Annotated in this window: 29 protein-coding genes and 1 pseudogene; 16 read left to right on the plus strand and 14 right to left on the minus strand. The window is 69.1% G+C overall.

Annotated features, from left to right (window positions below; all coding sequences use genetic code 11):
- Window positions 1-260: 260 nt before the first annotated feature.
- The 7 genes from BRW65_RS22630 to BRW65_RS22660 are packed head-to-tail and all read right to left on the minus strand — an operon-like array spanning window position 261 to window position 5,705.
- Window positions 261-917: a response regulator gene (locus BRW65_RS22630; protein ID WP_073878611.1), complete on the minus strand. Its 657-nt coding sequence runs from the start codon at window positions 915-917 to the stop codon at window positions 261-263.
- Window positions 914-2,068 (minus strand): MacS family sensor histidine kinase, encoded by a 1,155-nt coding sequence (gene macS, locus BRW65_RS22635; protein WP_073878498.1) that lies wholly within the window; start codon window positions 2,066-2,068, stop codon window positions 914-916. The genes BRW65_RS22630 and macS overlap by 4 nt, the downstream gene beginning before the upstream one ends.
- 45 nt (window positions 2,069-2,113) lie before the next feature.
- Window positions 2,114-2,836: a class II aldolase/adducin family protein gene (locus BRW65_RS22640; protein WP_073878500.1), complete on the minus strand. Its 723-nt coding sequence runs from the start codon at window positions 2,834-2,836 to the stop codon at window positions 2,114-2,116.
- Window positions 2,833-3,627, minus strand: coding sequence for a 3-(cis-5,6-dihydroxycyclohexa-1,3-dien-1-yl)propanoate dehydrogenase (hcaB, locus tag BRW65_RS22645; protein ID WP_073878503.1), 795 nt, complete (start codon window positions 3,625-3,627; stop codon window positions 2,833-2,835). Before hcaB ends, BRW65_RS22640 begins: the two co-directional genes overlap by 4 nt.
- A complete protein-coding gene (locus BRW65_RS22650; RefSeq protein WP_073878504.1) occupies window positions 3,611-3,889 on the minus strand; it encodes a dihydrodiol dehydrogenase in 279 nt (92 codons plus the stop codon). Before BRW65_RS22650 ends, hcaB begins: the two co-directional genes overlap by 17 nt.
- The gene (locus BRW65_RS22655) at window positions 3,886-4,413 is read right to left on the minus strand and encodes a 3-phenylpropionate/cinnamic acid dioxygenase subunit beta (protein ID WP_073878506.1); all 528 of its coding nucleotides are present in this window, start codon (window positions 4,411-4,413) and stop codon (window positions 3,886-3,888) included. Before BRW65_RS22655 ends, BRW65_RS22650 begins: the two co-directional genes overlap by 4 nt.
- Window positions 4,410-5,705, minus strand: coding sequence for a Rieske 2Fe-2S domain-containing protein (locus tag BRW65_RS22660; RefSeq protein ID WP_073878613.1), 1,296 nt, complete (start codon window positions 5,703-5,705; stop codon window positions 4,410-4,412). The genes BRW65_RS22655 and BRW65_RS22660 overlap by 4 nt, the downstream gene beginning before the upstream one ends.
- Window positions 5,706-5,970: 265 nt before the next feature.
- Between BRW65_RS22660 and pcaH the strand changes: the two genes are divergently transcribed.
- From pcaH to BRW65_RS22675, 3 genes are read left to right on the plus strand one after another with little or no spacing between them, the layout of a single operon-like run.
- Entirely contained in the window at window positions 5,971-6,726 is a 756-nt protein-coding gene (gene pcaH, locus BRW65_RS22665; protein ID WP_073878508.1) for a protocatechuate 3,4-dioxygenase subunit beta, read from the plus strand.
- Entirely contained in the window at window positions 6,719-7,282 is a 564-nt protein-coding gene (pcaG, locus tag BRW65_RS22670; protein WP_073878510.1) for a protocatechuate 3,4-dioxygenase subunit alpha, read from the plus strand. The genes pcaH and pcaG overlap by 8 nt, the downstream gene beginning before the upstream one ends.
- The gene (locus BRW65_RS22675; protein ID WP_073878512.1) at window positions 7,279-8,505 is read left to right on the plus strand and encodes a lyase family protein; all 1,227 of its coding nucleotides are present in this window, start codon (window positions 7,279-7,281) and stop codon (window positions 8,503-8,505) included. The genes pcaG and BRW65_RS22675 overlap by 4 nt, the downstream gene beginning before the upstream one ends.
- Here BRW65_RS22675 and BRW65_RS22680 read toward each other — a convergent pair.
- Window positions 8,496-9,143, minus strand: coding sequence for a TetR/AcrR family transcriptional regulator (locus BRW65_RS22680; protein WP_073878514.1), 648 nt, complete (start codon window positions 9,141-9,143; stop codon window positions 8,496-8,498). The two genes, BRW65_RS22675 and BRW65_RS22680, sit on opposite strands and share 10 nt — an antisense overlap.
- 217 nt (window positions 9,144-9,360) lie before the next feature.
- Here BRW65_RS22680 and BRW65_RS22685 point away from each other — a divergent pair, with 217 nt between their 5' ends.
- Together BRW65_RS22685 and BRW65_RS22690 are read left to right on the plus strand one after the other, a co-directional pair.
- Window positions 9,361-9,642 carry a DUF1876 domain-containing protein gene (locus tag BRW65_RS22685; RefSeq protein ID WP_068085093.1) on the plus strand — a complete coding sequence of 94 codons (282 nt, stop codon included), beginning with the start codon at window positions 9,361-9,363 and terminating at the stop codon, window positions 9,640-9,642.
- 12 nt (window positions 9,643-9,654) lie between these two features.
- A complete protein-coding gene (locus BRW65_RS22690; protein ID WP_073878516.1) occupies window positions 9,655-10,458 on the plus strand; it encodes a ribosome hibernation promotion factor in 804 nt (267 codons plus the stop codon).
- 107 nt (window positions 10,459-10,565) lie between these two features.
- Here the strand turns inward: BRW65_RS22690 and BRW65_RS22695 are convergent, their stop codons facing one another.
- Window positions 10,566-12,407, minus strand: coding sequence for an AMP-dependent synthetase/ligase (locus BRW65_RS22695; protein ID WP_073878518.1), 1,842 nt, complete (start codon window positions 12,405-12,407; stop codon window positions 10,566-10,568).
- Window positions 12,408-12,544: 137 nt separating this feature from the next.
- Window positions 12,545-12,808 (minus strand): hypothetical protein, encoded by a 264-nt coding sequence (locus BRW65_RS22700; RefSeq protein ID WP_073878615.1) that lies wholly within the window; start codon window positions 12,806-12,808, stop codon window positions 12,545-12,547.
- 368 nt (window positions 12,809-13,176) lie between these two features.
- Here BRW65_RS22700 and BRW65_RS22705 point away from each other — a divergent pair, with 368 nt between their 5' ends.
- Window positions 13,177-14,121: a GNAT family N-acetyltransferase gene (locus BRW65_RS22705; RefSeq protein WP_073878617.1), complete on the plus strand. Its 945-nt coding sequence runs from the start codon at window positions 13,177-13,179 to the stop codon at window positions 14,119-14,121.
- Between the two features lie 24 nt (window positions 14,122-14,145).
- Here the strand turns inward: BRW65_RS22705 and BRW65_RS22710 are convergent, their stop codons facing one another.
- Window positions 14,146-14,415, minus strand: coding sequence for a hypothetical protein (locus tag BRW65_RS22710; protein WP_073878521.1), 270 nt, complete (start codon window positions 14,413-14,415; stop codon window positions 14,146-14,148).
- A gap of 212 nt (window positions 14,416-14,627) precedes the next feature.
- Between BRW65_RS22710 and BRW65_RS22715 the strand changes: the two genes are divergently transcribed.
- Together BRW65_RS22715 and BRW65_RS22720 are read left to right on the plus strand one after the other, a co-directional pair.
- A complete protein-coding gene (locus BRW65_RS22715) occupies window positions 14,628-15,887 on the plus strand; it encodes an alpha/beta hydrolase family protein (protein WP_073878524.1) in 1,260 nt (419 codons plus the stop codon).
- Between the two features lie 14 nt (window positions 15,888-15,901).
- The gene (locus BRW65_RS22720) at window positions 15,902-17,296 is read left to right on the plus strand and encodes a wax ester/triacylglycerol synthase family O-acyltransferase (RefSeq protein WP_073878528.1); all 1,395 of its coding nucleotides are present in this window, start codon (window positions 15,902-15,904) and stop codon (window positions 17,294-17,296) included.
- A 103-nt stretch (window positions 17,297-17,399) separates the two neighbouring features.
- Here BRW65_RS22720 and BRW65_RS22725 read toward each other — a convergent pair whose 3' ends face one another.
- Entirely contained in the window at window positions 17,400-17,630 is a 231-nt protein-coding gene (locus tag BRW65_RS22725; RefSeq protein WP_208611912.1) for a hypothetical protein, read from the minus strand.
- A gap of 258 nt (window positions 17,631-17,888) precedes the next feature.
- Here BRW65_RS22725 and BRW65_RS22730 point away from each other — a divergent pair, with 258 nt between their 5' ends.
- The 6 genes and pseudogenes from BRW65_RS22730 to BRW65_RS22755 all read left to right on the plus strand — a co-directional run bounded on the left by BRW65_RS22730 (window position 17,889) and on the right by BRW65_RS22755 (window position 21,731).
- Entirely contained in the window at window positions 17,889-19,049 is a 1,161-nt protein-coding gene (locus BRW65_RS22730; RefSeq protein ID WP_073878533.1) for a site-2 protease family protein, read from the plus strand.
- A gap of 133 nt (window positions 19,050-19,182) precedes the next feature.
- Window positions 19,183-19,296, plus strand: a pseudogene (locus BRW65_RS22735) (ferredoxin family protein); the annotation flags it as partial.
- A 7-nt stretch (window positions 19,297-19,303) separates the two neighbouring features.
- Window positions 19,304-19,987 (plus strand): helix-turn-helix transcriptional regulator, encoded by a 684-nt coding sequence (locus tag BRW65_RS22740; RefSeq protein ID WP_073878535.1) that lies wholly within the window; start codon window positions 19,304-19,306, stop codon window positions 19,985-19,987.
- The gene (locus BRW65_RS22745) at window positions 19,984-20,409 is read left to right on the plus strand and encodes a hypothetical protein (protein WP_073878537.1); all 426 of its coding nucleotides are present in this window, start codon (window positions 19,984-19,986) and stop codon (window positions 20,407-20,409) included. Before BRW65_RS22740 ends, BRW65_RS22745 begins: the two co-directional genes overlap by 4 nt.
- A 31-nt stretch (window positions 20,410-20,440) precedes the next feature.
- Window positions 20,441-20,785, plus strand: a complete 345-nt coding sequence (locus BRW65_RS22750) for a cupin domain-containing protein (protein ID WP_073878539.1) — start codon at window positions 20,441-20,443, stop codon at window positions 20,783-20,785.
- 4 nt (window positions 20,786-20,789) lie between these two features.
- Window positions 20,790-21,731 (plus strand): NAD(P)H-dependent flavin oxidoreductase, encoded by a 942-nt coding sequence (locus BRW65_RS22755; RefSeq protein WP_073878541.1) that lies wholly within the window; start codon window positions 20,790-20,792, stop codon window positions 21,729-21,731.
- A 111-nt stretch (window positions 21,732-21,842) separates the two neighbouring features.
- Here the strand turns inward: BRW65_RS22755 and BRW65_RS22760 are convergent, their stop codons facing one another.
- Window positions 21,843-22,343, minus strand: coding sequence for a DUF1990 family protein (locus BRW65_RS22760; protein ID WP_073878544.1), 501 nt, complete (start codon window positions 22,341-22,343; stop codon window positions 21,843-21,845).
- A gap of 56 nt (window positions 22,344-22,399) precedes the next feature.
- Here BRW65_RS22760 and BRW65_RS22765 point away from each other — a divergent pair, with 56 nt between their 5' ends.
- Together BRW65_RS22765 and BRW65_RS22770 are read left to right on the plus strand one after the other, a co-directional pair.
- Window positions 22,400-23,284 (plus strand): aldo/keto reductase, encoded by an 885-nt coding sequence (locus BRW65_RS22765; RefSeq protein WP_073878546.1) that lies wholly within the window; start codon window positions 22,400-22,402, stop codon window positions 23,282-23,284.
- Between the two features lie 20 nt (window positions 23,285-23,304).
- On the plus strand, window positions 23,305-23,928 hold the full coding sequence (locus BRW65_RS22770; RefSeq protein ID WP_073878548.1) for a PaaI family thioesterase: 624 nt from the start codon (window positions 23,305-23,307) through the stop codon (window positions 23,926-23,928).
- A 6-nt stretch (window positions 23,929-23,934) separates the two neighbouring features.
- Here BRW65_RS22770 and BRW65_RS22775 read toward each other — a convergent pair whose 3' ends face one another.
- Window positions 23,935-25,602, minus strand: coding sequence for a cation:proton antiporter (locus BRW65_RS22775; RefSeq protein ID WP_073878550.1), 1,668 nt, complete (start codon window positions 25,600-25,602; stop codon window positions 23,935-23,937).
- Between the last annotated feature and the right edge of the window lie 88 nt (window positions 25,603-25,690).

Raw genomic sequence — 25,690 nt, forward strand, 5'->3', positions numbered from 1 at the left:
CAAGGGTCGGAGTCGCACGGCGACGCCGGCGCGTTCAGTCGTCGCGCCGATCCCACGGAATTTCGAATCACAGCGCCCGGGCGAGCGGCATGGAGGTACTGGCCGGTGCTGTCGGAGAGCACCCCTTCCAGGGCCTGTTGCATACCGGCATGGAAAGGAGTGAGCTGGGATATTTTGTGGCGAACTGGACACGTTCGTCCCCAGCCGGGGCATCTCCGATGGGGACGGTCGATATCCGCCTTATCTCCTGCGGATCACCGCTACTCGTCGAGGCCGTGTTCGATGGCGTAGCGCGCCAACTCCACCCGGTTGGCGACCTGAAGTTTGCGAAACGTTGCCTGCACGTGATTCTCGACGGTGCGGTGGCTCAGTGACAGCTTCTGGGCGATCTGCTTGGCGGACAGGCCCTTTGCCACGTAGCGCAACACCTCGGTTTCGCGTTCGGTGAGGCTCGGCCGGGCCGGACCGTCGTCCTTGCTCTGCGCCATGCGCCGGTATTCGCCCAGCACCAGCCCGGCCAGACTCGGGGTGAACACGGCGCGGCCCTCGGCGGTGGCTGTCACGGCCTGCGCCAGTTCCGATTTGGATGCGCTCTTGACCAGATAGCCGATCGCGCCGGCCTTGACGGCTTCCAACACGTCGTCTCGCTCGTCGGACGCCGAGAGCACCAGCACCCGAGACGAGGGGGAGACTGTGAGCACTCCCGCGGTCGCTTGTGCCCCGTCGCCGTCGGGCAGTTGCATATCCATCACCACCACATCGGGCTTGACCACGGCCGCCCGGCGCCGCGCCGCAGCGACGCTGTCGGCGGTGGCGACCACGGTGAAACCGGCGTCGGCCAGGTCGCGGGCGACCGCGTCGCGCCAGATGGGATGGTCGTCGACGACCATCACCGTCGTGGGGGTCTCATCGGTCATGGAGCGCCCGCCCCGCGCGGCACGCACAACTCCCACTCGGCGCCCTCTCCGGGTTCGCTTCGCAGGTGGGCGCTGCCGCCCAGCGCCGCCAACCGTCCGACGATCGATTGCGAGATGCCCAGGCGCCCCTGGCCGGCCGCCTCCTCGAGCCGGCCGGCGGCGATTCCGACACCGTCGTCGCGGATGCTCACCACAACGGAATCGCCGAGGTCCTCGACGAGCACGAACGCGTGCGCATCGGGGCCGGCATGGGCGCCCACGTTGTCCAGGGCGTTGCCCACCGCGGCGTCGAGCTCGGTGCCCGCCCGGCGGCCCAAGGGCACCGGTGTTGGGGGCAGGCTCAGCGACACTCGGTCGGATTCCCGGCGCCGCAGCAGGGTGCACAGGTCGACGGTGGCGCCGTCCGTGTCGTGGTCGTCCTCCGCGCTGGCCAGCCATCGCCGCAGCGCGCGTTCCTGCTCGCTGGCCAGGTCGGCGAGTTCCGCTGTGGGGCCGCCGATTTCGTGGCCTTTCTTGGCCACCAGCGCCAGCACCTGGATGGCTCCGTCGTGGACTTGGCGGGACAGGCGTTCCCGTTCTTGCACCGCGGCCGTCAATCGGGCCGCCTCTTGAAGCTCGTCGTGGGCGCGGCGCGCGGTTTGGGCGGCCATGCCGATTGCCATGCCGATCGCCAGCTCGATGATCGCGGTGGCGTTATGCCCCAGGTTGAGGGCGAAGTAGTTCTTGACGGTGAAATTGGTGGCCATCACCGCCAGGCCGGTGAGCATGCCGCCGGCGGGGCCGAACTGGATAGCCGCCGAGATCGTGGGGTTGCTGGCCCACAAGGTCGTCGGCCATGTCTGGTTGTCCGCCGCCCATTGTGGGGTGGTGACGAGTGGGTTCGACGACATGAGCAGCACGACGATCACGATCTCGGCGAGCACCCATGCCGGTCTGCGGCCGAACCCGCGCAGGTACGCCAGCGCGCAGGCCGCGCTGAAGCCGATGAGCACCGCGAACAGCACCCAGCCCAGGGCGGGCCGACGCAGATCCGGGTTGATGGCGATTTGGAATCCGGTCGCGTAGACGCAGCTCAGCAGCCGGAACACCTGCGCTGCACGCCATAACGGCGTGGTGGGGTCGGGGCCGTTTTTCGCCATCGTGGTCAGCATAAGTGCGGCGGCTCATGGCGGTCGGCAGGATCGGCGCGGCACTCGTCAGTCGGCCGGTAGCCGGGCCACTTCGTGACGCCAGGCGGCCTGCGCGGTGAACGACGGCCCCAGGTCCGGCAGGTCGTCCCAATCCGCGTCGTCGACGTCACGCAGGGTCCCGCCGGCGGCTTTCACCCGCAACGACATTCGGGCCAGCGCGTCGAGGCTGATCGCCTGCAGCACCGCCTCTTGCACCGTGGCGGCGGCGCTGGTGATCCCGTGTCCGCGGCAGATCACCACCGGCCGGCCGCGCATGGCGGCCACCATCTCCTTGCCCAGTGCCGAGGTGCGGATGAGCACGGCACGCTCGTAGACGGGCACGCCACCGCGCGCCAGCCACGCCCCGGGAATGTCGAAGGCCCCGTAGATCGGTCGGATCGCGATGCCGGCCAGGTCGGCGGCGACCACGGCGGGCGGGTGCAGATGCGCGACGGCGCGGTGCCCCGGATCGGCCAGCAGGGTCTCCACGTGGATCGGCAGCTCGTTGGGCACGCGGTAGCCGTCGAGTTCCCCGTCGGCGCCGGCGTCGCCGTCGAAGGTGATCAGCCGAATGTCACCGGGCCGGGTGAACGCCACCCCGGTGTCGCCGTCGCTGCGGCAGCGGATGAGCATGCGCTCGTCGTCCACCCGCAGGCTCAGGTGCCCGAGGATGCCGTCGACCAGGCCGCGGGCCGCGGCCACCCGGCAGCCCTGCGCTACCAGCGCGCGTTGCTCGTTGAGGGAAGTCATCGCGGTGCACCGAGCCCGAATCCGCCGTCGGGGTGGACCGTTTCGCCGGTGATCCCGCGGGCACGGTCGGAGGCCAGGAACACGAAGCTCCACGCGTGGTCTTCCCCGGACAGGGCGACGTTGAGCGGCGTGCGCGCGGCGACCTCCCGCGCCCGGTTCGGCGTGTCGTCCAAGCGGACGCCGTCCAGCCCCAGGCTGGCGAGCCCGCGCAGATCGGTGCCCAGCGTGCCGCCCGGCGCCACCCCGTTGACCCGGACCTGCGGCGCCAGCTCGTGCGCCAGGGCCGCCACCAAGCCGCGGACGGCGAACTTCGACGCCACGTACAGCGCACCGCCGCGCCCGGGATAGAACGACGACGCCGACTCGGTCAGGACGATCGAGGGCCCCGCCGCGGCCCGCAGCCGGGGCAGCGCGGCCTTGACGGACTGCAGGTGGCTCAGCACGTTGGTGCGGAACATCTCGTCGAACGCGTCGGGAAGGGCCTCGGCGTCGATGTCGGCGATGCCGCGGTAGAAGTCGAAGATGCCGACGCAGTTGACCAGCGTGTCCAGACCGCCATAGGCGGCCACCGCGGCATCGACCGCTCGTACGTTGGCGTCGCGGGTGATCGCGTCGCCCTCGACGACCGGAACGCCGGGCAGCTCCCCGCTCAGGGCCGCGCACTTGTGCGGATCACGTTCCAGCGCGGCGACTTTCGCGCCCTCGGCGACAAACGCGTCGAGCACGGCCCGGCCGATGCCCGATCCCGCGCCGACGACCAGTGCGCGCTTGCCCTCAAGCCAGCCGGCCATCGCCCTCCTCGGCCTCATCGGGCAGCAGCGGTGCGTGGGAATTGCCAACCATCGCAGCCAGTGTGCGACCGTTCTGCCAAGTCAGCGCCTCGACCTCGAGCGCGTCCAGGGTGATCCATTGCCCGGACCGCGGCGCGCTGATCAACAACCTGGAGCCGTTTCGGGTGTCCACCCGGCGCACCACCACTTCGGTGAATTCGTTTGCCACCACGAGGGGTTCGCCGACAGCACCGGCCAGCAGCCGCTGCAGTTCGTCATTCACAGGAACACCGCCAGGTTCTGCATCCGTAACACCGACTCGTCGGCGATGATATTGCGCCGGGCCAGCTTGAGGGTCTTTTCGGGGCCGCCGCACCAGCGCAGCAGGTCCTGGCGCCCGCACGACAGCAGCGCGCTTTCGTTCACGTCGCCGCGGCTGCGGAACAACAGCTCGGCCGATTCGACCCACAGGTGCGCCGGGTCGTCGGCCTCGAACGTCCGCACGTTGGTGATGAAATGCCGCAGCCGCGACGGCGGATCCTCGGCCCAGGCATGCTCGGTGCCCATCCGCGCGACCCGCTGGGTCAGCGAGTATTTGTCCTCGTCGAAGTGCGCCATCCCGGGAGAGGTGTCGAACCCCGCGCCGCGCGCGGTGGTGACCCGGACGGGCATCACGTAGCGGACGTCGTCGGTCAGTGTCTCGAGCCACCCCTCGTACCGCTGGGCGTCGAGCAGGTAGGCCTCGTCCACCAGGAACTGGTGCGCCTGCAGGTGCCGAACATCGTTGAAGGGCAACGGCTTTCTCATACGGCGCCCTGTAGGTAGTCGGCCCACAGGTTCAGCAGGGCGCGCTGGTTGTGCTCGTTGTAGCCGACCTGCGCGCGACCCGGCCCGTGGAACGCCTCGGCGGGCAGCGGCGCGACGACGGGGCTGCCATCGGAGCGCAGGCCCATCCGGCTGTTCAGCAGCAACCGACGGGCCATCGAACCGCCGGCCGTGGTGGTCAGCGACACCCAATTCTCCACGTCGTCCTGCTCGAACATGCCGGTCGAACCGAAGCACATCAGATACGCCTTGTACGAATCCCGTTTGTACTGCGGGGGAGCGGCGGCGTCCACGGCGAACCACGAACACACCTCGGTTTCGTTCTCGCTGATCGGCTGCCACAGCCGGATCGAGATGAAGGGCAGCGTCTCGTCGTCGCGGCCGTCCCGCACCTTGGGCCAGTTGTGCACGAAGCTCAGGTTCGGGAAACAGGTGGCGGCCGAGATCATGAACCCGTCCTCGCCGACCATTCGTTGCTGTTGCGGCGTCCACACGCCTTTGATCCGGCCGATCATGTCGTCGGGATAGCCGACGTAGCGCATCCGTTCCTCGAAGCCGCCCGGCGGCAGTTTGTAGGTGGTGCCGCCGCCCCGGTGCGCCCAGTAGGTGGCGCCGTCCTTGCGTTTCTGCGCCTTCGGCTCGCGGAACAGGCCGATGTCGACGATCGACGCGTGGGTGTGCGGGGTGTGGTACATGTCGCCGGCGAAGTTCTCGGCGCCGATCTTCCAGTTCGCCTTGATGCGCCAGCGCTGAGGGCCGCGCACTTCGATGCCGCCCGCGCTCTGCTTGGTGTAGAAGTCCAGATAGAACGCGAAGTCGCCGAGGAAGTCCTCGAGCGGTTCGGCGTTTGGGTCCAGGCTGATGAACAGCAGGCCGTTGTAACTCGCGAAGTTCGGTGCGGGCAGCAAGGTTTGGGAGCTTCTGGCGAACCCGTCCTCGCCGCCGTAGGCCTCCCGGTGGAACGGCAGGCCGGTGAGCTGGCCGTCGTTGCGGTAGGTCCAGCCGTGGTACGGGCAGCGGAAGTTGGAGGCGTTGCCCATCTCCGCGCGGCACACCTGCATGCCGCGATGCAGGCACATGTTGAACAGGGCGCGCACCTCGCCGGTCGAATCGCGGGTGATGATGAAGGAGTCGTCGAGGACCCGGCGCACCACGTAGTCACCGTCCTGCGGGATCTCGGACTCGTGCGCCACGAACGTCCACGCCCGCCCGAACAGCCGCTCCTTCTCCAGCGCGAACACGTCGGCGTCGTTATATATGTGGGCCGGGATCATTCCGCCGCGGACGCTGGCGAGCACGCCGTCGAGACCGTTGCCGGCGTCGCGAAGGACTGTCACGGTGATCCCCGCCTCCCGCTTCGGTTATCTGCTAAGCAGAGAAATATTCCGCTATCAAGAATCCCGCATCTACCCGCCACCGGTCAATCACCCGCTTCCCGCGCTCGACAAGGGGCGGGCAGCGCTGGTGCGCTCGCTGTAACGCCGGCGCCGCCGCCGATTTCCGCGGTGCGCGGGGCCTTGGAGAGTAGCGTCACGGCTCATGAAGCCCGAGTGTCTCGCGTCTCAGGGTGACATCACGGCCGAGATCGCCGCCATCGCAGCCGAATACCGCGGGCCCCAGCCCCAGCCCCGACTCGATTACCCGCCCTACCGCGGCACCACACTGCGGCATCCCAAACAAGCCTTGGTGCCGGTCGACCCCGAGGGGATCGAGCTGTGGGCGCCGTGCTTCGGCCACCAGGACGTCGACCCGCTCGACGCCGACCTGACGGCGGGGCATCCGGGTGAACCCCTGGGCGAACGCGTCATCGTGGCCGGGCGCGTGGTCGACGGGTCCGGCAAACCGGTCGCCGGCCAGCTGATCGAGATCTGGCAGGCCAACGCCGGCGGCCGTTACCGCCATCAGCGCGACCAGCACCCGGCCCCGCTCGACCCCAACTTCACCGGCGCCGGCCGGTGCCTGACCGGGCCGGACGGCTCCTACCGATTCCTGACCATCAAGCCCGGCCCATATCCGTGGCGCAACCACCACAACGCGTGGCGCCCGGCGCACATCCACTTCTCGGTGTTCGGGACCGCGTTCCCGCAGCGCCTGGTCACCCAGATGTACTTCCCTGGCGACCCCATGTTCGACTTGGACCCGATCGTCCAGTCGGTCCTCGACCCGGCCGCGCGGCGGCGGCTGATCGCCCGCTACGACCACGACCTCACCGAGCCCGAATATGCGACCGGGTACCGGTGGGACATCGTGCTGACGGGCGTCGGCCGCACTCCTGTCGAGGGCGACGATGACTGAATGTGCTTGCACCCCAGGGCAAACGGTGGGCCCCTTCCTGGACCTCGGGTTGCCCTACCCCGGTGGCGGCGCGCTGGTCGGCGACCGGCATCCGCACGCGGTGCGGCTGCACGGCGCGGTGTACGACGGCGCCGGTGACGGCGTGCCCGACGCCCTGGTCGAGCTGTGGCAGGCCGACGACGCCGGCCACGTCGCGCGGCAGGCCGGTTCGCTGCGCCGCGATACTCCGGCGTTCACCGGCTGGGGCCGGTGCGCGACCGACGCCGACGGCCGTTACGCCTTCACCACCGTGGCGCCCGGCCCGACGGCCGCCGGGCGGCCACCGTTCTTCGCCCTCACCGTGTTCGCGCGGGGCCTGCTGGACCGCCTGTTCACCCGCGCCTACCTGCCCGGCGGCGACCTCGGCGCCGACCCGCTGCTGGCGGCCCTCGACGCCGAGCGTCGCGCCACCCTGCTGTGCGTCCCCGAAAGCGACTGCTCCGATTACCGTTTCGACATTCGCCTGCAGGGCCGGTTCGAAACGGTGTTCCTGGCGTACCGGGACGGTGGGCGATGACCAACCTGTTGTGGCCCGGCGACCACCGCGCCCGAGACCACATGACGGATCGGGCCCTGCTGGAATCGATGGCCGCGGTGGAAACCGCCTGGCTGGACGCCCTCGTCGCCGAAAGCATGGCCCCACCGGAGTGCGCCGGGGCGGACCTGCCAATGCTGTTGACGGCCAACGATTCTGAGTCCCTGGCGGCCGCCGCCGAGGACGGCGGCAACCCGGTCATCGGCCTCGTCGGCCTGCTGCGGCAGCGCGCCGCGCCCGACGTCGCGCCGTGGATCCACCGGGGTCTCACCAGCCAGGATGTCCTGGACACCGCACTGATGCTCGGCGTGCGCGAGGTCGTGGGGGAGCTCGCCGCACAGCTCAGGGGTCAGGTCGCGACGCTGACCGAACTCGCCAGCCTGCACCGGGTGACGCCCATGGTGGCGCGCACCCTCACCCAGCACGCGGCGCCCACCACGTTCGGGGCGAAGGTGGCCGGCTGGCTCAACGGCGTCGTCGATGCCTTCAGGACGCTGTCCGCGTTGGTCGTCCCCATCCAGATCGGTGGGGCGGCCGGGACGTTGGCCGCCAGCACGGAGCTGGCGGCGCTGCTCACCGGCTCCGCCGACCCCGCCGCGGTGTCCGCCAGCCTAGTGCAAAGCGCCGCAACGGCTTTGGGATTGGCCATCCGATCGCCGTGGCACACGACGCGCGCGCCGGTAACCGCGGCCGCCGATGCCTTCGTCGGCTGCACCGACTCCTGGGGGCGGATCGCGTCGGACGTCGTCACCCTGTCCCGCCCGGAAATCGGCGAACTGAGCGAGCCCGGCGGCGAGCACCGCGGGGGCTCGTCGTCGATGCCCCACAAACGCAACCCGGTGTTGTCCATCCTGATCCGCCGGGCCGCCCTGTCCGCACCGCCGCTGGCCTCAACCCTGCACACCGCGGCGGCGCTGGCCAACGACGAGCGACCCGACGGCGCCTGGCACGCCGAATGGGACGCGCTGCGCACGTTGGCCAGGCGCGCCGTCGTCGCCGGATCCCAGTGCGGCGAGTTGCTGGCGGGGCTGACCGTGCACGCCGACCGGATGTCCGAAACCCTGGATCGCGCGGACGTTTTCGGGGAGCAAGAGGCGATCGCCGGGCTGGCGGGGAGGCCCCCGTCGCCGACCTACCTCGGCGCGGTGGACCGGCTCATCGACGAGAGCCTGGACCGGGCCCGGCGGGCGCTCGGTCAGCGCTGATAGATGCTGGCCAGCCAGATGTGCAGCAGCGTGTCGACCGCCCGGTCCTCGGGCATCGCCTCGTCCTCGGCGGTGAACGTGGCGGCCATCACCCGCTCGCTCAACATGTTGAGGGCGAGCGAAAGCTGCTCGGCCGGGACGGTGTCGGGGGCGGCGCCACGGCCGCGCTCCGCCTTGATGGCCGCCGTGGTCAGCGAGATCCACCGCTGCATGAGCGTGGACCACAACTGCCGCACCTCGGGGTTGGTGGCCTTCGCCGAGGCGCCGGCCACCGCGACCGCTGGGTGGGAGCCGGACACCTCGAAGAACGCCTCGATGCGCGCCCGCCACAGCTCCGCGGGGTCACCCGACGAGATTCCCCCGAGCGACCGCAGGGCCGCCTGCGCCTTGCCGTTCATCTGGTCCAGCAGCGACAGCAACACCGCGTTCTTCGATCGGAAATAGAAGTAGAACGTGGGACGCGAAATCCCGGCGCCTTTTGCTAGGTCGTCCACCGAGAAATCCGCGAGCGGGCGTTCCCGCAGCAGGCGCTCCGCGGTCGCCAGTATCGCCTGTTCGCGGTCGTCGCCGGAGTGCGGCGACGACCGGCGGCCCCGCGAGGCATGCAGGTACTTGGTCTGTGTCGGGAGGTTGGACACGCCCGCTACTGTTGGGCACCCCGATATACGCGAACGAAACTGTTGATTAAGCCCAGCAATAATGTCGATTAAGTTCGACGCTTTCTTCGCGGGCTTCCGCGAATTTGCTGGCCGTTTCACCGCGTGGGGCGCACCCGGGCCCGGGCCGACGAACTGCCCCGGGATTCGGGACTTCCGCCCCTACTGCGGCCCCGCCGCGCAATGGTCGCATCTGGTGATGACGAAGAACGACGACGCCACCAAGGCCTGCCACATCGACGTGCTGGTCGAGGAGCGCGACGAAAAGACGCGGGCGAAGGCGCGACTGTCCTGGCAAGGCAAGACGCTCGTCGGCGTCGGCCTGGCACGACTCGACCCCGCCGACGAGCCCGTGACCGCGATCGGGGACGAGCTCGCCGTCGCCCGTGCGCTGTCCGACCTGGCCAACCAGCTGTTGGCTGCGACATCGGTAGATATTCAAGCCAGCACGCACGAGCCCGTCACGGGCCTGCACCACTGACCGGGGGACACGATGAGACAACGACCCGATCTTCCGGCCGCCTTCGACGTCGAGGTGACGACGCGCGGCCAGTTGCCCGGGGCCGACGAATACGCGCGGACGAAGATCGGCGAGCTCGGCCACCTCTCCCACGAGCCGGTGCTGTACGCCCACGTCAAGTTGAGCGAGCACGGTGACCCGGCGGTCGCCCGCCGGGTGATCGCGCAGGCCAACCTCGACGTCAACGGCCGGCTGGTGCGTGCGCAGGTCGAAGGCGTCACGGCGCGGGAGGCGATCGACCGACTCGAGGCGCGGCTGCGCCGTCAACTGGAACGCGCCGGCGAACATTGGGAAGCCAAGCGCGGTGGCATGCCACGGCGCGGCCCGCACGAGTGGCGGCACGAAAGCGAGCCGACGCACCGGCCGAACTATTTTCCGCGACCGGACAGCGAACGCCGAGTCATGCGGCACAAGTCATACAGCCTGCTCACCTGCACGGTGGAAGAGGCCGCGCTGGAGATGGAGCAGCTCGATTACGATTTCCACCTGTTCACCGAGAGGAACACAGGGCAGGACAGCGTGCTATATCGCGAAGGGCCGGCCGAATACCGCCTGGCACAGGTCAATCCGGTGGCCGCGCAGGAACTGGCGCCGTTCGAATTGCCGTTGACCCTCAGCCCGCAGCCGGCCCCGCGCCTCGACATCGATCAGGCCATCGAGCGGATGAGATTGCTCGGCCTGCCGTTCCTGTTCTTCGTCGACACCGCCCGCGACCGCGGCAACGTGTTGTATCACCGCTACGACGGACACTACGGGCTCATCACACCGGCGACGTGAAACGCCGATAGGCCAACCGAATCCGCGGCGGTCCCGGCATCCCCCCGTCCGGGACCGCCGCCCCAAACTTCGCTCTCCTGCAACGCGAACAGGCCGGTATCGGGGCGTCAGGATTCGTAGAGAGCCTGGAGGCGGTCGGCGAATTTGTCGATGACCACCTTGCGCTTGAGCTTCATGCTCGGCGTCAGATCGCCGGATTCGACAGTGAATTCGCGATCGGCGATCGTGAACTTCTTGATCTGCTCCCAGCGGTTCAGTTCGGTGTTCAGGGCGTCGATGTAGCCGGCGATCAGCTGCTGTGTCTTGTCGTCGCGCGCGATCTCGGCGAACGACTTGCCCGCCAGACCGTTCTTGTTGGCCCAATCGGTAATCGCCTCGCTGTCGAGGCTCACCAGGGCGACACAGTACGGCTTGCCCTCCCCGTAGACCACGATCTCGCTCACGTACGGGCAGCAGCCCTTGAATCGCGCATCGATCGCCGACGGCGCCACGTATTTGCCCTGCGAGGTCTTGAACATGTCCTTCTTGCGGTCGGTTATCCGCAGGAATCCGTCGGCATCCAATTCGCCGATGTCGCCGGTGTGGAACCATCCGTCCCCGTCGAGCGCCTCGGCGGTGGCGTCGGGCAGGTCGTGGTAGGCGGTCATCAGACCCGGTCCCTTGAGCAAGATCTCGCCGTCGCCGGCGATCTTCACGTCGGTGGCGGGGAACGGCCGGCCGACCGTCCCGAATCGATAGGCGTTGGGGCGGTTGATAAATGAAGCGGCCGCGGTCTCCGTCAGGCCGTAGCCCTCCAGCACGATGATGCCGACGGCGTCGAACCACTGCGCGACGTCGCGGTCCAGCGCGGCCGCCGCGGAAACGAAGAACCGCAGGCGTCCACCGAACCGTTCCCGGATGGTGGTGAACACCAGCCGGTCGGCGACCTTGTAGGCCAGCAACGACGCCCGCGAAGGCTCCTTCCCGGACTGCCGCGCCTCCGACACCTTCTTGCCGACCCCGATCGCCCAATCGAAGATCATTTTCCTGAGCCTGCCGCGCTCGGCTGCCATGTCCTGGATGCGGGCGTGTGCCTTCTCGAAGATGCGCGGCGCCGCGCCCATGATGGTGGGTCGCAGGACGGCGAGGTTGTCGATGATCCGCTCCACGCGGCCGTCGATGGCGGTGGGGAAGCCGATCTGCAACGGCAGTGCCAACATCACCTTGCCGAACGCGTGGGCCAGCGGCAGCCAGAGGAAGTTCAGGTCGTCGGGGCCCAGGATGCCCAGCGAATCGATCGCCGCGGCGGTGTACGTCCATGCCCCGTGCGTCAGCCGCACGCCCTTGGGCCGGCCGGTGGTGCCGGAGGTGTAGATGAGGCTGGCCAGGTGATCGGGACCGACGGCCGCGACCCTGTCGTTGACGGCATCGGGCGTGTCCGCGAGCAGTTGCTTGCCCAACAGGTCGAGTTCGGCGAGGGAGATCGCCCAGTCGCCGTCGCCGTTGCCGTCGATCATGACGACCTTGCGGACGTCGGGCAGTTCGGCCCGGTGCTCGATCAGCTTGTCGAGCTGCGTCTGGTTTTCGGCGATGACCACCCGGCTCCCGGAATTGGCGACGATGTAGGCGACGTCGGTCGCGTTCGTCGTGGGGTACACGGTGGTGGTCGCGGCGCCCGCACACACGATCGCGAAGTCGGCGAGGACCCACTCGTAGCGCGTCGCGGAGGCGAGCGCGACCCGGTCCTCGGGCGCGATTCCCAGCGCGATCAGCCCCGCGGCCAGGTTGTTGACTCGGTCGCCGACCTGCTGCCAGGTCACGCTGGCCCAGGTGTGGTCCTGCGGATAGCGGAAGGCCTCCGCGTTGGGTGTGGCGGCGACGCGATTGACGAACATCTGTGCCACCGAGGGCGCGCGGTTCTCGATCTTGCCGAGGTCGGGCCTCTCCATTGAGGCCAGTGGTGCATTCATAACGGGAATCCATTGCTGCCGAAACGGATACCGATGACGTGGTGCACCGGTATACCGTCGATCCTGCGGAACGCGGGGGCTATGCGGTAGTGACGAAAGTCACGGGGGGCGCGGGCAAACGTCCCCGGGCGCGCCGGTCAGTCGGCCAGGGCGATCTCGATGGACAGGCACTCACCGAGGGCGTGCGCCGCGGACCAGTCTCCTCCCAGAACCGCGCGCTCGAGGTCGTCAACCAGCGGGCTGTGCGCGCCGAGTTCCTCCAACCAGGCGGACACGGTGGCGGGTATCTGGTGGGCGGGCACTCGGGCAACATGTCCCTCGTGGAGGCGATCGGTCAGCTGGTAGATCCGGGCCGCGGGCCGGCGCTGTGGCCAATGCTGCCGCCACTTCGCTGTGTTCATGTTCCCCTCCCCGTTTGCCTTCTCGATCCATCCGACCAGCCCCGGGGGCCCGGCCGTAGAGGCCAAGAGCACGTTCACCGAAAGGCTTTGGTCTCGCTTCCGGTCTGCCGAAGTCCCAGTCCGACAGGGTCTTTTGTCACAGCGGTCGCCTACTTCGTTCTCCCGCGACGGTGGTGCGGCTCGCGTACCGTACATCGCGAAGGACGCATCGCCACGTTACCCGTCGCGGGGCCGCTGAATTACGAAATTGGCGAGATGACCGCTTTAGCAATGGATTCGCAATCGAGGTGTGATCCGGGCCGGGGACTCGAGCTGACAGGTGGGCCGACGTGAGGGCTGTCCGCGCCGAAGAACTCGTGGCGCTGCCCATGTTCGCCGAGATCCCGGCCGAGGACCTCAAGACGTTGGCCGCCCTTCTCGAGCCCCTGCACGCGGTCGCCAGCGAGGTCCTGATGCGGCAGGGGGAACGAGCGGAGTCTTTCGCGATCATCGCGTCCGGCCGCATCGGGGTGCGGCACGTCGGACCCAAGGGCAGGGTCACGGTCACCGAGCTGTCGTCCGCGACGATCGTCGGTGAGATCGCATTGCTGCGGCGCGCCACCAGGACGGCAACCGTGACGGCCGTGGAGGACGTGCGCGGGTACATCGGATACGGCGCCGCCTTCGACCGCATGCTGACCGTGCCGGTCATCGCCGACCGGATGCTGCGCACCGCGCGGCAGCGGCTGGCCGCATACGTCGCCCCGATCCCGGTGACGATCAAGGACGGCGCCGTGCTCTCGCTGCGCCCCGTCCTGCCCGGTGACGCCGAGCGGTTCAAGAGCAGCGGTTCGTTCTCCCGGGAGACCCTGTACCGGCGCTATCAAGGGGGCACTCCCACCGATGCGCGCCTGACCTATCTCTTCGAGGTCGACTACGTCGACCACTTCGTGTGGGTGGTCACCGACGGCGTCGCAGGCCCGGTCGTCGCGGACGCCCGCTTCGTTCGGGACCAGGACGATCCCGCGTCGGCAGAGGTCGCGCTCACCGTGGCGGACGGCTACCAGGGCCGCGGCATAGGCACGCTGCTGCTCGGCGCGCTCGCGGTCGCGGCGCGCGTCGACGGCATCAAGCGATTCCACGCCCGCGTGCTGTCCGACAATCCACCCGCGCGCGCGTTGGGCGACAAGGTGCACGCGCAGTGGGCGCACGAGGAGCCGGGTGTGGTCACCACGACGGGGGAGATCCCGCGCTATCGGGATCTACCCCTCGATCGCGTTGTGTATCAACAGATCCGGCAGGTGGCCCGTCAGGTGATCCACGCGTTCGACTAGCGGCGCCCGCCGGGTTGGGCGCGTCTACTCGCCGTGCTTGCTCACGGCGTGTCCGGCGCTGCGGACCACGCTGCGGAAGAACTCCATGCGTGCGGTGACCAACTCGTCGGCCAGGTCCAGGGCGGCGTCGACGACGATCTTGCGTCGTGACTGCTCGGGAAGCACGGGGCTGATCTGGTCGACGAACTTGCGGACCGCATCGATGGCTTGCTTGCGGCCGGTTTCGACGGATTCCAGCACGTCATCGGACAGTTCGGCCCATCGCGGTTCGGTCTTTTGCGGTGCCTCGGTCATGATCGGACTCCTCGGGAGCGTCTGAGGTGCTTGTGGCGGCCCCGACGTTACGACCGCCCGGCGGCTGGCGCGAGTGACGAAAGACCCTTCGCGCCTGGTCATAGGGCCCGGGCCGGTTGCGTATCATCGGCTTGTCGGGCAAGGACTTTCGTGAACGCGACCGGGCCGTAAGTCCCTAACGCGCCGTTTCGAGCGCCTGCTAGTTTGCCACCATGGCCGTACCGACCGACGACGACGGTGTTTCCCGACGCCCTGGCGGCGATTTGCCGTTGAGTCCACCCGCGGGTGTCGGCTTGAGCGGCGCCGTCAAACCGTTCACGAGCACCGGTCGCTACCTGGCCGAATCGTGGCGCGACTACCTCGGTCAAGCGCCCGACGAGCTTCCGATCGCGCGACCCACCCTGGCCCTGGCGGCGCAGGCGTTTCGCGACGAAGTCGTCCTGATGGGACTCAAGGCGCGACGCCCGGTCAGTCGCCCCGAGGAGTTCGCGCGCATCACGGACGAGGTGGTCGCCGGGCTGACGTTCTACGGCGACCGCGGATGGCTCGACCATCCGAAGAGATTCTTCGGCGCACCCCCGCCGCTGTCGGACGTCACCGTGCACGGGGTCAAAAAGGGGAGGCGATCCTTTTACCGCATGTCTTTCGATAGCGGGTACCTGCCGCGGCCGGGCGAACCCGGCGCGGATCGGTGGATGAGTTACACCGCAAATAACCGCGAGTACGCCCTGTTGTTGCGCCATCCGCAACCCCGGCCCTGGCTGGTCTGTATACACGGAACCGAAATGGGCCGGGCCGCATTGGATCTCGCGCTGTTCCGGGCCTGGCGGTTACACGCGGACCTCGGACTGAACGTCGTCATGCCCGTCCTGCCGATGCACGGGCCACGGGCCCGGGGCCTGCCGAAGGGTGCGGTGTTTCCGGGGGAGGACATCTTCGACGACGTGCACGCGACGGCGCACGCGGTGTGGGACATCCGGCGGTTGCTTTCCTGGATACGCCGCCAAGAGCCGGAATCCCAGATCGGCTTGAACGGCCTGTCGCTTGGCGGCTATATCACCGCGTTGGTCGCCAGCCTCGAAGCCGGGCTGACCTGCGCGATCCTCGGTGTACCGGTCGCGGACCTGGTCGGGCTGCTGAGCCGGCACTCCGGGCTTGCCCCCGAAGATCCCCGCCGCCAGACGATCGAACTCGCGGCGCCCATCGGGCGGATGACCTCGCCCCTATCGCTTGCCCCGCTCGTCCCCATGCAGGGTCGCTTCATCTACGCCGGACTCGCCGACCAAGTGGTGCATCCCCGCGAGCAGGTGATCCGCCTCTGGGAGCACTGGGGCAAACCCGAAATCGTCTGGTATCGCGGCGGTCACACGGGATTCTTCCGCGCGCGACCGGTACAGCGGTTCGTCGAGGCGGCGCTGCAACAGTCGGGCCTGCTGAATGGGGCCGTGGCTCGGCGCGACCGGCCCGCTTAGTCGCGGAGGCCGAAATGAATCCCCTGGACCCACTGGACGCGGCGATGATGACCGCGGAGTGGGTGTCCAGCCCGATGCACGTCGGTGCCGTGCTGATCTTGTCGCCGCCCGACGACGCCGGGCCCGACTACGTCGACGACCTGTATCGGAGGACGCTCGCGGGGAACGATCCGATCGACCCCAGGCTGCGGAAATACCCACACCGCGGTGTGGACACCGGCGGCATGTGGGTCTGGCGGCACATGAATCCCGTTGACGTGAGCCAACATTGCCAGCGCCGCACGGTGTCCGGTGACGGGTTCTGGCGGCTGATCGGGGAGCTGGACGCCCTGCGGCTGGACTCGAGCCGGCCGATGTGGATGTCGTATCTGATCGACGGCCTCGACGACGGCCGCTTCGCCTTCTACATCAAGGTGCACCACACCGTGACAGACGGCGTGGCGGGTTTCCAGATGATCACCGACGCGCTGAGCGACGATCCCAGCCGCCGGTCCATGCCACCGTTTTACGCCGACCGTCGTCCCGAGCCCGCGCCGTCGCCTTCGGCCGGGCTGGTGTCCCGCCTGGTCGCGCCGCTGCGGTCGCTGACGGACGCGGCGGCGTCGGGTGCGGGGCTGATCGGCAAGGTGGCCACCGGTGAAATCGCCACCGTGTTCGACGCCCTGGTGGGGCACACCACCGCGTTGCCGCTCGGGGCGCCCTTCACGCGGTTCAACGGGCGCCCCGGCCCCGAACGCGCGGTCGCCGCCGGCAGCTGGGCCAAGGAGCGCATCCACGCCGTGCGAGAGGCGGCCGGCGTGACGGGCAACGACGTGCTCACCGCGATGGCGGCCGGGGTGGTGCGGCGGTGGTTGGGCGATCGCAGGGAATTGCCCGAGCGGCCTTTGGTGGCCGCCTGCCCCATCACGGTCCGCGATCACGAACATGATTCGCCAGATGACCAGCATGGCAACAAGTTCGGGCTGTGGATGTGCCCGTTGGCCACCGACCTGGACGACCCGCTGGCCCGGCTGGACGCGATCCATCGATCGATGTCCGAGGGGAAGCGCTGGGTGGGCAAGCGCGGAGCGGCGGCGTCGCTGCTCACGAACGCGGGGAGCATCGCCGCGACGGCGATCGGTCCGCTGCTGCCGTTCACGCCGAAAGTTCGAACCGGGTACAACCTGCCGATCTCGCATGTCCGCGGTCCAGCGGCCGAAATGTATTGGAACGGAGCGCGAGTCGAGGAGATGTACCCGGTGTCGACGGTCTACGACGGTCATGCGCTCAACATCACGACGTGCTTGTACGCCGACCGGGTCGGGTTTGGTTACGCCGCGGGCCTCGACGTGGTGCCCGACATCGAGAAGTTCATACCGCTGACAGAGGAGTGCCTCGCCGAGCTGGAGGACGCTCTCGAGGTGGGCTGACGGCGGGAGCAACGGTCTGGCCGTCGTGGTGGGAACCGGCGGAATCGCCGGTGTGGCCGAGCCTGTAAATTTGCAGACCCGCACTCGCAGTTTGTCTGCGGATTTACAGGCTCGGTGCGGTCCGAAACGCCAGCCGCGAGGCGCGGCCCGCGTGGCCCATGATGCGCTCCAAGACGGTGTTGGACAGGTCGCCGTCGTCGGCGACGCGAGCCAGGCCGCGGCGCCGCAGGAAGGTGTCCAGGCGTCGATCGGGAGACCAGTCGGCATAGATGGGGCCGAGATACCGCGACTCCAGGAACTCGCAAGCCAGGGCGTCCACGTCAGAGTCGGTCAACATCAACGGTGGGATACCACCCATAACCGCCATGCTCCTTTGTTCAACCGGAACCGCATGCCAAATTACGTGAGAAGGCCCCGGTATTCCGTCACGCGGAGATTGCGGATCGGGCCCAAAGTCATCACCGCCGACCGGCCGCGGCGATTGCCGCACGCCGGGGTCAAACGACCCTAGTAGCAACCGAAGCGTCGCACTACCTTCGGACACGAGGCGGCGGGCGGACCGCCTGCCCGCAACGACTTTGGGAGGTTCGAGGTGCGCGATGCGATCCCGATTGGGCGGATCGCCGGCTTCCCGGTGAAGGTCCACTGGAGCGTGCTGGTGATCCTGTGGTTGTTCACCTGGAGCCTGGCCAGCATGCTGCCCGGCAGCGTCAAGGGGTATTCACCCGCCGCCTACTGGGTGGCCGGGGCGTGCGGCGCGCTGGTGCTGTTGGCGTCGCTGGTGGCGCACGAACTCGCGCACGCCGTCGTCGCCCGCCGCGCCGGGGTGCCCGTGGGCAGCGTGACGCTCTGGTTGTTCGGTGGAGTCACGACGCTCGGCGGCGAAGCGAAGACGCCGACGGCGGCCTTCCGGATCGCGATCGCCGGCCCGGCCACCAGCCTTGCGTTGGCGGCCGTCTTCGGCGGCCTGGTCGCTGTCCTGCCGGTGGTGGGTGTATCACCGATCGCGATCGGGGTCGCGTCGTGGTTGGCCGGCATCAACATGCTGCTGGGCCTGTTCAACCTGCTGCCCGGCGCACCGTTGGACGGTGGGCGGGTGCTGCGGGCATTCCTGTGGCGCCGCCACGGCGACAGCGTGCGCGCCAGCATCGGCGCCGCGCACGCCGGGCGGGTGGTCGCCTTCGTCCTGATTGGCTTGGGGCTGGCCGAGTTTCTGCTCGGCGGTCTGGTGGGTGGGGTCTGGTTGGCGTTCATCGGTTGGTTCATCTTCGCCGCCAGTCGCGAAGAGGAGACGAGGATTTCGACCCAGCAGATGTTTTCCGGGGTGCGCGTGGCCGACGCGATGACCGCCCGCCCGCACACCGCGCCCGGATGGATCACCGTCGACGATTTCGTCCAGCGCTATGTGCTCGGCGATCGCCACTCCGCGTACCCGGTCGTCGACCAGAGCGGGGCGATTTCGGGTCTGATCACGTTGCGCCAGTTGCGTGACGTCGCGCCCGATCGCCGCGCCACCGCCACCGTGGGGGAGATCGCGCAGCCGCTGCCGGAGGTGCCGTCCGGCGCACCGCAGGAGCCGCTCACCACCCTGCTGGAGCGGATGGCCCCCGCCGGTCCGCGCAGCCGCGCCCTGGTGTTCGACGGCGGCCAGGTGGTCGGCATCGTGACGCCGACCGATGTGGCCCGGCTGATCGAGGTCTACCGGCTCGCTCACCCCGAGGGCGCGAATTCGGCTCCGGCTCAAAGCATTTAGATCGAGACCTCGCCGTCAGGGTTTACCGGTCACGGTTGCTTGCGATGCCGGCGGAACCGTGTTGTTACAACCAACCTTGTGTAAACTCTCTCGCATGACGTGCGTGATCGGGAACGCGTGCATCGACGTGATGGGACGAGACGCCCCCCTCGGGTCACCGGGCGGCGCGGCCAAGTTGGATCCGATAGGTGTAGACACTCCTTTGCTGGCCGTTCACCCGGGGGCCGGCCAAGCGGAAGGAGTGTGAGGGTCGCGTGAATGTGCCGCCCACGTCGGTCGGAGAGTCCGCCGGCCGCCGCCGCGAGGTGTTGCGGGTGCTGCGGTCGTCGCCCGACGCCATGAGCATCGCCGCGATCGCCGACGTGCTGGGCGTGCATCCCAACACCGTCCGATTCCACCTGGAAACCCTGGTCGGCGACGGGCAGGTCGAGCACGTCGAGCTGGACCGCAAGGGGCCGGGCCGCCCGCCGCTGATGTTTCGCGCGGTCCGGCAGATGGACCGCGGCGGGACGCGACACTATCGCCTGCTCGCCGAGGTGCTGGCCACGGCGTTCGCCGGTGAGCCGGACGCCAGCGCCAAGGCGGTGGCCGCGGGCCGGGCCTGGGGCAGAAGACTGGACGCCGGCCTGCAGCGGGTCCCGACGAATGTCGCCGCCAGCGCCGACGACGCCATCGACCACCTGGTCAACATGCTCGATGAACTCGGCTTCGCGCCCGAACGCCGGACGGCCGACGGAGAGCAGCAGGTCGGGCTGCGGCACTGCCCCTTCCTGGAACTGGCCGAGAACCGGACGACCGTCGTCTGCCCCGTGCACCTCGGCCTCATGCAGGGCGCCATGGAGACCTGGGGCGCGCCCGTCTCGGTCGACCGGCTCGAGGCGTTCGTCGAGCCCGATCTGTGCCTGGCGCACCTGAAGCTGCGGAAGGCCGCCAAGTGAGCACGGGTCCGGCGATCGCCGTCGCGGTCACCTTCGTGTGGCTCGGCATGGTGCTGGCCATCTCGTTCCTGGAAGCCCCGCTGAAGTTCCGTGCGCCGAACGTGACGTTGCAGATCGGGCTCGGGATCGGGCGGCTGGTGTTTCGGGCCCTCAATACCGCCGAGGTGTGCTTCGCGCTGGTGATCGTGGCGATCGTGGTCGCGGGCCCGACGCCCGCGGGCGTCGCCGCGGCGGCGTGCGTCGCCGTGGGAGCGCTCGCCGTCCAGTTGATCGCCATTCGCCCCCGATTGACGCGCCGATCCGACAGCGTGCTCGCCGGGGCGGACGGGCCGCGCTCCCGGGCGCACTACGGTTACGTCGGCTTCGAGGTGGTCAAGGTAGCCGCGCTTGTCGCGGCGGGGATACTGCTACTGACGGGGTGATCGCATCCGCTCAACCGCAAAGGACACAGCAATGGAATCGATCTCGCTGACCAGCCTCGCGTCCGAAAAGTTGGCGGAGGCCAAGGAGACGCACAGCGGCCGCGCCGCCCACACCATCCACGGGGGCCACACCCACGAACTACGGCAGACCGTGCTGGCTTTGCTTGGCGGACATGAGCTTTCCGAACACGACAGCCCCGGCGAGGCGACGCTGCAGGTGCTGCAGGGCCACGTTCGCCTGACCACCGGTGGTGACGCTTGGGAGGGCAAAGCGGGCGACTACGTCGCGATTCCGGCGGCCCGGCACGCCCTGCGTGCGGTCGAGGATTCGGTGGTGATGCTGACGGTGCTCAAGACCCTGCCCTCGGCCCACTAGCCGCATGCTTTCGACGTCCTGGTCGAGGGAATTCGGGCTGCGGGTACCGATCGTCAACGCGCCGATGGGCGGGGTTGCCGGCGGCCGGCTGGCGGCGGCGGTCACCGCGGCCGGCGGCCTGGGCATGGTGGGCATGGGCAGCGCGGCGACGAGGGAACTGCTGAGAACCCAGCTGCAGCACGTGCGGGGGACGTTCGGCATCGGCTTGGTCGATTGGGTGATGCGCACCGAGGCGGGCCTGTTCGAGGACGCCCTGGCGGCGCGTCCGGCCCTGCTGTCGGTCAGTTTCGGGACCGACTGGTCGTGGGTCGCGAAGGCCCACGACGCCGGAATCCCCACCGCCACCCAGGTATACGACGGCCCCGGGGCTCGCCAGGCGGCCGATGCCGGCGTCGACATCCTGGTGGCCCGCGGCTCGGAGGGCGGCGGGCACGGTGAGACGACGCTGGCGACGCTCCCGTTGCTGGACACCGTGTTGGACGCCGTCTCGGTGCCGGTCCTCGCCGGTGGCGGCGTGGCGTCGGCGCGCAGCCTGGCCGCCGTGCTGGCCGCCGGGGCGAGCGGAGCGTGGGTGGGCACCCGCTTGGCCGCGTGCCCGGAGGCGCTCTCCGGTGACGGCAGCCGCCGCGCGCTGATCGCGGCCCGGGCCACCGACACCGCGGTCACCCGGGCCTTCGACGTCGCCCAGGCCCGGCCGTGGCCGGCGCGATTCCCGTCGCGGGTGCTGACCAACGATTTCGTCGAGCGCTGGACCGGCAAGGAGGACGCGCTCAACCCGCAGGCCTGCGACGAACTCGAGGCCTCCATCGCCGCCGACGACCGCCGGGTCGCGCCGGTGGATGCCGGTCAGGGCGTCGGGATGATCCGGGACGACGCGTCGGTGGCCGAGGTCATCGACGAAATGTGTTCGGGCGCAGAACGTTTGCTGAAGGCCTGGGGCTCGTAGCGCCCCGGGCCGTCACGCTGGCGTGACACTCGGCGGCCATCGTCACGCTGGCGTGACACTCGGCGACGAACTGCACAACGGCGGCGTCGGGCGCCACTAACCCCGCCGGGCTCAGACCCCGCGCAGATAGCGTTTGGCGATGACGCGCTGAGCCACCGACACCACGGGCCGGGCGGCCTTGCTCCACCAGGTCGCGGGCCGCGAGAACGCCGTCACCTCAGCGAACACCGCGTCAGAAGCGGGGTCACGCCGGACGACGAAACGTTCCTCACCGGACTCGGGATGTCCAGGCAACGTGCCGTAGGCGAATCCGCGGATGTCGGGCTCGTCGATGACATACACCACCCGGCACGGCGCGGGCAGAAAACCCATGCGCACCAACACAACTGTGCCGACCTCGGCAACCTCGGAGCTGGCCCGCACCCGCAGGCGGGCCCCGTGCTGCATGCCCCAGCGCATGACGGCGTCGGCGGCGCGCTCGAAGCGCTGCTGCCCGGTGCCGATCTGTTTCTCCGTGTGCAGGTGGCCGTATCCCGCGGGCAACGCGCCGGACGCCGTCGCCCCCACCTCGGGGTAGGTCAACGGCAGTTCCTCGAGCGCCCCTAAGTCCACCCGCCCAGCTTGCCACGCCGAGATGCGGGCCAGATGTCCGGCGTACGGTCGTAAAAGTGACCGCACAAAACTCCGAAACCGTTGCACAAGCGTCCGGAACCTTCACGCTCGGCGGCGACCTGACCATCAACCGATTGGGCTTCGGCGCGATGCGCCTGACCGGCAAAGGCGTGTGGGGCCCGCCCGCGGACCGCGACGAAGCGGTCCGCGTGTTGCGGCGCGCCGTCGAACTCGGCGTGAACTTCATCGACACTGCGGACTCCTACGGGCCCTACATCGCCGAGGAAATCATCCGCGAGGCGCTGCACCCCTACGACGGGTTGGTCATCGCCACCAAGGCGGGGCTGCTACGCACCGGACCCGACATCTGGATCCCGCTGGGCAACCCGAGCTATCTGCGGCAGGAATGCGAGATGAGCCTGCGCCGCCTCGGCGTCGACACGATCGACCTGTTCCAGCTGCACCGCATCGACCGCGACTTCCCGCTGGCCGACCAGGTGGGCGAGCTGCAGGCGCTGAAGAACGAGGGCAAGATCCGCCACATCGGCCTGTCCGAGGTCAACGTCGATCAGCTCACGGAGGCCCAGCGGATCACCGAGATCGTTTCGGTGCAGAACATGTACAACCTCTCGGCCCGAGGGGCCGAGCCGCTGGTGGAGGCCGCGACCAGCCAGGGCATCGGCTTCATCCCGTGGTTCCCGCTGGCGGCCGGGCCGCTGGCCGCTCCCGACGGCCCGCTGCAGCGCATCGCCGCCGAGCACCATGCGAGCGCGTCCCAACTGGCGCTGGCCTGGCTGCTGAAACGGTCGCCGGTGATGCTGCCGATCCCGGGCACGTCCAAGGTGGCGCACCTGGAGGAGAACGTCGCCGCGGCCCGGATCGAGCTGAGCGACGACGAGTTCGAGGCGCTGTCGACCGCCGGAGGTCAGAAGACCGTCTGACCACCGGATACGGTGTCCCGGTGATCAGCGGACACGACCGGCACCCCGGCGGCGGGTTCAACCCGCCCGAACCGACGACCAAGGGCGGCCCCGACTACGGCCGGTTCATCGACGCCGTGCGCAAGCTGCAGGACCATGCCCGGGCCGTGGACGCCCCCGACGAGGTCATCAGCGAGGCGGCGAATCAGCTGGAGAAGCTGTCGGCGCTGCTCGCCCCGTACGACGCCGACGAGTGGGCGGCACCCTCGGGCCGCCGCATGGACCTGCCGATGCGCGGCAACGTCCTGACGGTTCCGATGTCTGCCCGCAAGGGTGACGACGGCCGCGTGCACGGCTGGGCGCGTTTCGCCCGGTTCCATCTGGGGCGCAACGGCGCGGTGCACGGCGGCTCACTCGGCATGCTGTTCGACACCGTGCTCGGCCTGACGGCGGTCCTTCTCACCGGGAGTCGGCGGCAGCGCACCGCCTACCTCAAGATCGATTACCGCAACATCGTGCCCATCGAAAAGGAATTGCAGTTCGACGCCGGGGTGGACAGGGTGGATGGGCGCAAGATCTTCGTCTCCGGCCGGCTGACCGACGGCGACACGCTGCTCACTGAAGCCGACGCCCTGTTCGTGCGGCTCAAGCCCGGCCAGCCCTGAGTCGAGTCAGAGCCGGCTGGTCGGCAGCGTCACCTCTTCGTGGTCGAGTTCGCGTTCGAGCACCCGAAGGCTCCGATCGGGCAGCATGCCGGCGTCACGCCAGCGCACCAGTTCGTCGCGCTCGGCATCGATGGCCGCCCGCCGGATCGCCACGGCCGCCTCGTATTCGGGGTGCTCGGGTAAGTCGTCGGAATCCGACAGGAGATCGAGCCGGCGTTGGTACCGCTCAAGCCGGGCGCACAACTGCCTCCGCACTGCGTCGATCGCCCTTGCGTCGGCTTCGCTGCCATGACCCAGCTCGTTGAGGGCGTCGAGGGCCGCGCGAACGGCGGCCGTGCGCGCCCGATTACGGAGGCGCACTTCGTCGACGGCCTTCGCGTGAACGCCCAGAGCGCGCACGACCGGGCCGAACGTGCTGCCCTGCCCGATCAGCGTCACCAGGACGACCACCAGGGTGCAGAACAGCAAGAGATCCCGGACGGGAAACCGTGCGCCGCTGTCGGTCGTGAAGGGCACGGCGAAGATGGCGGCGAGGCTGACGACGCCGCGGGTGCCGGCCCAACTCAGCACGAAAATCTCACGGCCACTGAGCCTCTCCGCGTTGCGGTCGCGCCCGGGATTGGGTTGGGCCGGATCATCATCATCATCGTCGTCGTCATCGCCGGTCCCCGTGACGTTGCCGAGCCGGGTATGCAGAGACCGCGGCAGCGACTGGGTGAGCAGCAGCCACAGCGGCCGCACCAACAGCACCGCCGCGGTGGTCACGGTGGTCGCCACGACGATGGTCGACACCGGGTAGCCGCGCAGGCCGTCGAGGATGACCGGAAACTGCTGACCGATCAACAGGAAGACGAGGCCCTCGAGAAGGAAGTTGGCCAGCCGCCACACGGCCCGGGTCTGCAACCGGCTCGCGCCCGACTCCGAGCGGGGTGAGTCGTGTCCGACGACCAATCCGCACACGACGACCGCCAGCACACCCGACGCGTGCACCTGTTCGGCCGCGAGATAGGCCAGGAACGGCGTGGCCAGCGAGATCGCGTTGGCCGTCATCACGTCGTGCGGGAACCGCCGCAACAGGCGCCGACACCAAGCGAAGGCCAGCCCGATGACCAGACCGCCCACCGCGGCCAGGGCGAACTCCCGGACCGCAAACGGGAACGAGAAGTCCGCGCCCCTGGCCACCGTGATGGCCACCGACAACGTGGTGAGCGCAGTCGCGTCGTTGAGCAGCCCCTCGCCTTCGATGAGCGTGACGATGTTGAGCGGCAGACCGACCTTACGGGCGACCGCGAGCGCGGCCACGGGATCGGTGGGTGCCACCGCCGCGCCGAGCACCGCACCCGCCGCGAGCGTCGCACCGGTGACGAGCAGGGCGAAGGCGGCGCCGACCGAAGCCGCGGTCAGTAGAACGAGGATGACCGACAGGCTGATGACCGTGCGCAGGTTGCGGCGGATCCCGACCAGCGACGACTCCAGGGCCGCGTTGTACAGCAGAGGCGGCAATATGCAGGTCATCACGATGTCGGGCCGCAGGCCGACGTTCGGCCCCGGCAGCAGCCCGTAACCGATACCGACGAGGGTGAGCAGCCCCGCGCTGGGGAGTCCGGTGCGGTCGCTGACCCAGTTCGTCACCACGATGGCGCCGACAGCGGCGAGCAGCAATGCCAAAGCCATCTGCGCCCCCACCGTCCCATTCTGCCGACAATTCGCTGCGGGCGCCGTCGCTGCGCTGCCGGGCCGGGCGGACCTCGACCCGACGGCG

This window comes from Mycobacterium paraffinicum, assembly GCF_001907675.1.
GTDB classification, from domain to species: Bacteria; Actinomycetota; Actinomycetes; order Mycobacteriales; family Mycobacteriaceae; genus Mycobacterium; species Mycobacterium paraffinicum_A.

What these genes read in the sequence shown, in the direction of transcription:
- hcaB (WP_073878503.1), bottom strand. Translation starts at nt 3,627, where the DNA reads ATGGCCGGCTGGCTTGAGGGCAAGCGCGCACTGGTCGTCGGCGCGGGA.
- BRW65_RS22775 (WP_073878550.1), bottom strand. Translation starts at nt 25,602, where the DNA reads ATGGCTTTGGCATTGCTGCTCGCCGCTGTCGGCGCCATCGTGGTGACG.
- BRW65_RS22655 (WP_073878506.1), bottom strand. Translation starts at nt 4,413, where the DNA reads ATGAGAAAGCCGTTGCCCTTCAACGATGTTCGGCACCTGCAGGCGCAC.
- BRW65_RS22690 (WP_073878516.1), top strand. Translation starts at nt 9,655, where the DNA reads ATGAGACAACGACCCGATCTTCCGGCCGCCTTCGACGTCGAGGTGACG.
- BRW65_RS22715 (WP_073878524.1), top strand. Translation starts at nt 14,628, where the DNA reads ATGGCCGTACCGACCGACGACGACGGTGTTTCCCGACGCCCTGGCGGC.
- BRW65_RS22630 (WP_073878611.1), bottom strand. Translation starts at nt 917, where the DNA reads ATGACCGATGAGACCCCCACGACGGTGATGGTCGTCGACGACCATCCC.
- pcaG (WP_073878510.1), top strand. Translation starts at nt 6,719, where the DNA reads ATGACTGAATGTGCTTGCACCCCAGGGCAAACGGTGGGCCCCTTCCTG.
- BRW65_RS22660 (WP_073878613.1), bottom strand. Translation starts at nt 5,705, where the DNA reads ATGATCCCGGCCCACATATATAACGACGCCGACGTGTTCGCGCTGGAG.
- pcaH (WP_073878508.1), top strand. Translation starts at nt 5,971, where the DNA reads ATGAAGCCCGAGTGTCTCGCGTCTCAGGGTGACATCACGGCCGAGATC.
- BRW65_RS22685 (WP_068085093.1), top strand. Translation starts at nt 9,361, where the DNA reads ATGACGAAGAACGACGACGCCACCAAGGCCTGCCACATCGACGTGCTG.
- BRW65_RS22695 (WP_073878518.1), bottom strand. Translation starts at nt 12,407, where the DNA reads ATGAATGCACCACTGGCCTCAATGGAGAGGCCCGACCTCGGCAAGATC.
- BRW65_RS22675 (WP_073878512.1), top strand. Translation starts at nt 7,279, where the DNA reads ATGACCAACCTGTTGTGGCCCGGCGACCACCGCGCCCGAGACCACATG.
- BRW65_RS22710 (WP_073878521.1), bottom strand. Translation starts at nt 14,415, where the DNA reads ATGACCGAGGCACCGCAAAAGACCGAACCGCGATGGGCCGAACTGTCC.
- BRW65_RS22705 (WP_073878617.1), top strand. Translation starts at nt 13,177, where the DNA reads ATGTTCGCCGAGATCCCGGCCGAGGACCTCAAGACGTTGGCCGCCCTT.
- BRW65_RS22720 (WP_073878528.1), top strand. Translation starts at nt 15,902, where the DNA reads ATGAATCCCCTGGACCCACTGGACGCGGCGATGATGACCGCGGAGTGG.
- BRW65_RS22640 (WP_073878500.1), bottom strand. Translation starts at nt 2,836, where the DNA reads ATGACTTCCCTCAACGAGCAACGCGCGCTGGTAGCGCAGGGCTGCCGG.
- BRW65_RS22700 (WP_073878615.1), bottom strand. Translation starts at nt 12,808, where the DNA reads ATGAACACAGCGAAGTGGCGGCAGCATTGGCCACAGCGCCGGCCCGCG.
- BRW65_RS22755 (WP_073878541.1), top strand. Translation starts at nt 20,790, where the DNA reads ATGCTTTCGACGTCCTGGTCGAGGGAATTCGGGCTGCGGGTACCGATC.
- BRW65_RS22750 (WP_073878539.1), top strand. Translation starts at nt 20,441, where the DNA reads ATGGAATCGATCTCGCTGACCAGCCTCGCGTCCGAAAAGTTGGCGGAG.
- macS (WP_073878498.1), bottom strand. Translation starts at nt 2,068, where the DNA reads ATGCTGACCACGATGGCGAAAAACGGCCCCGACCCCACCACGCCGTTA.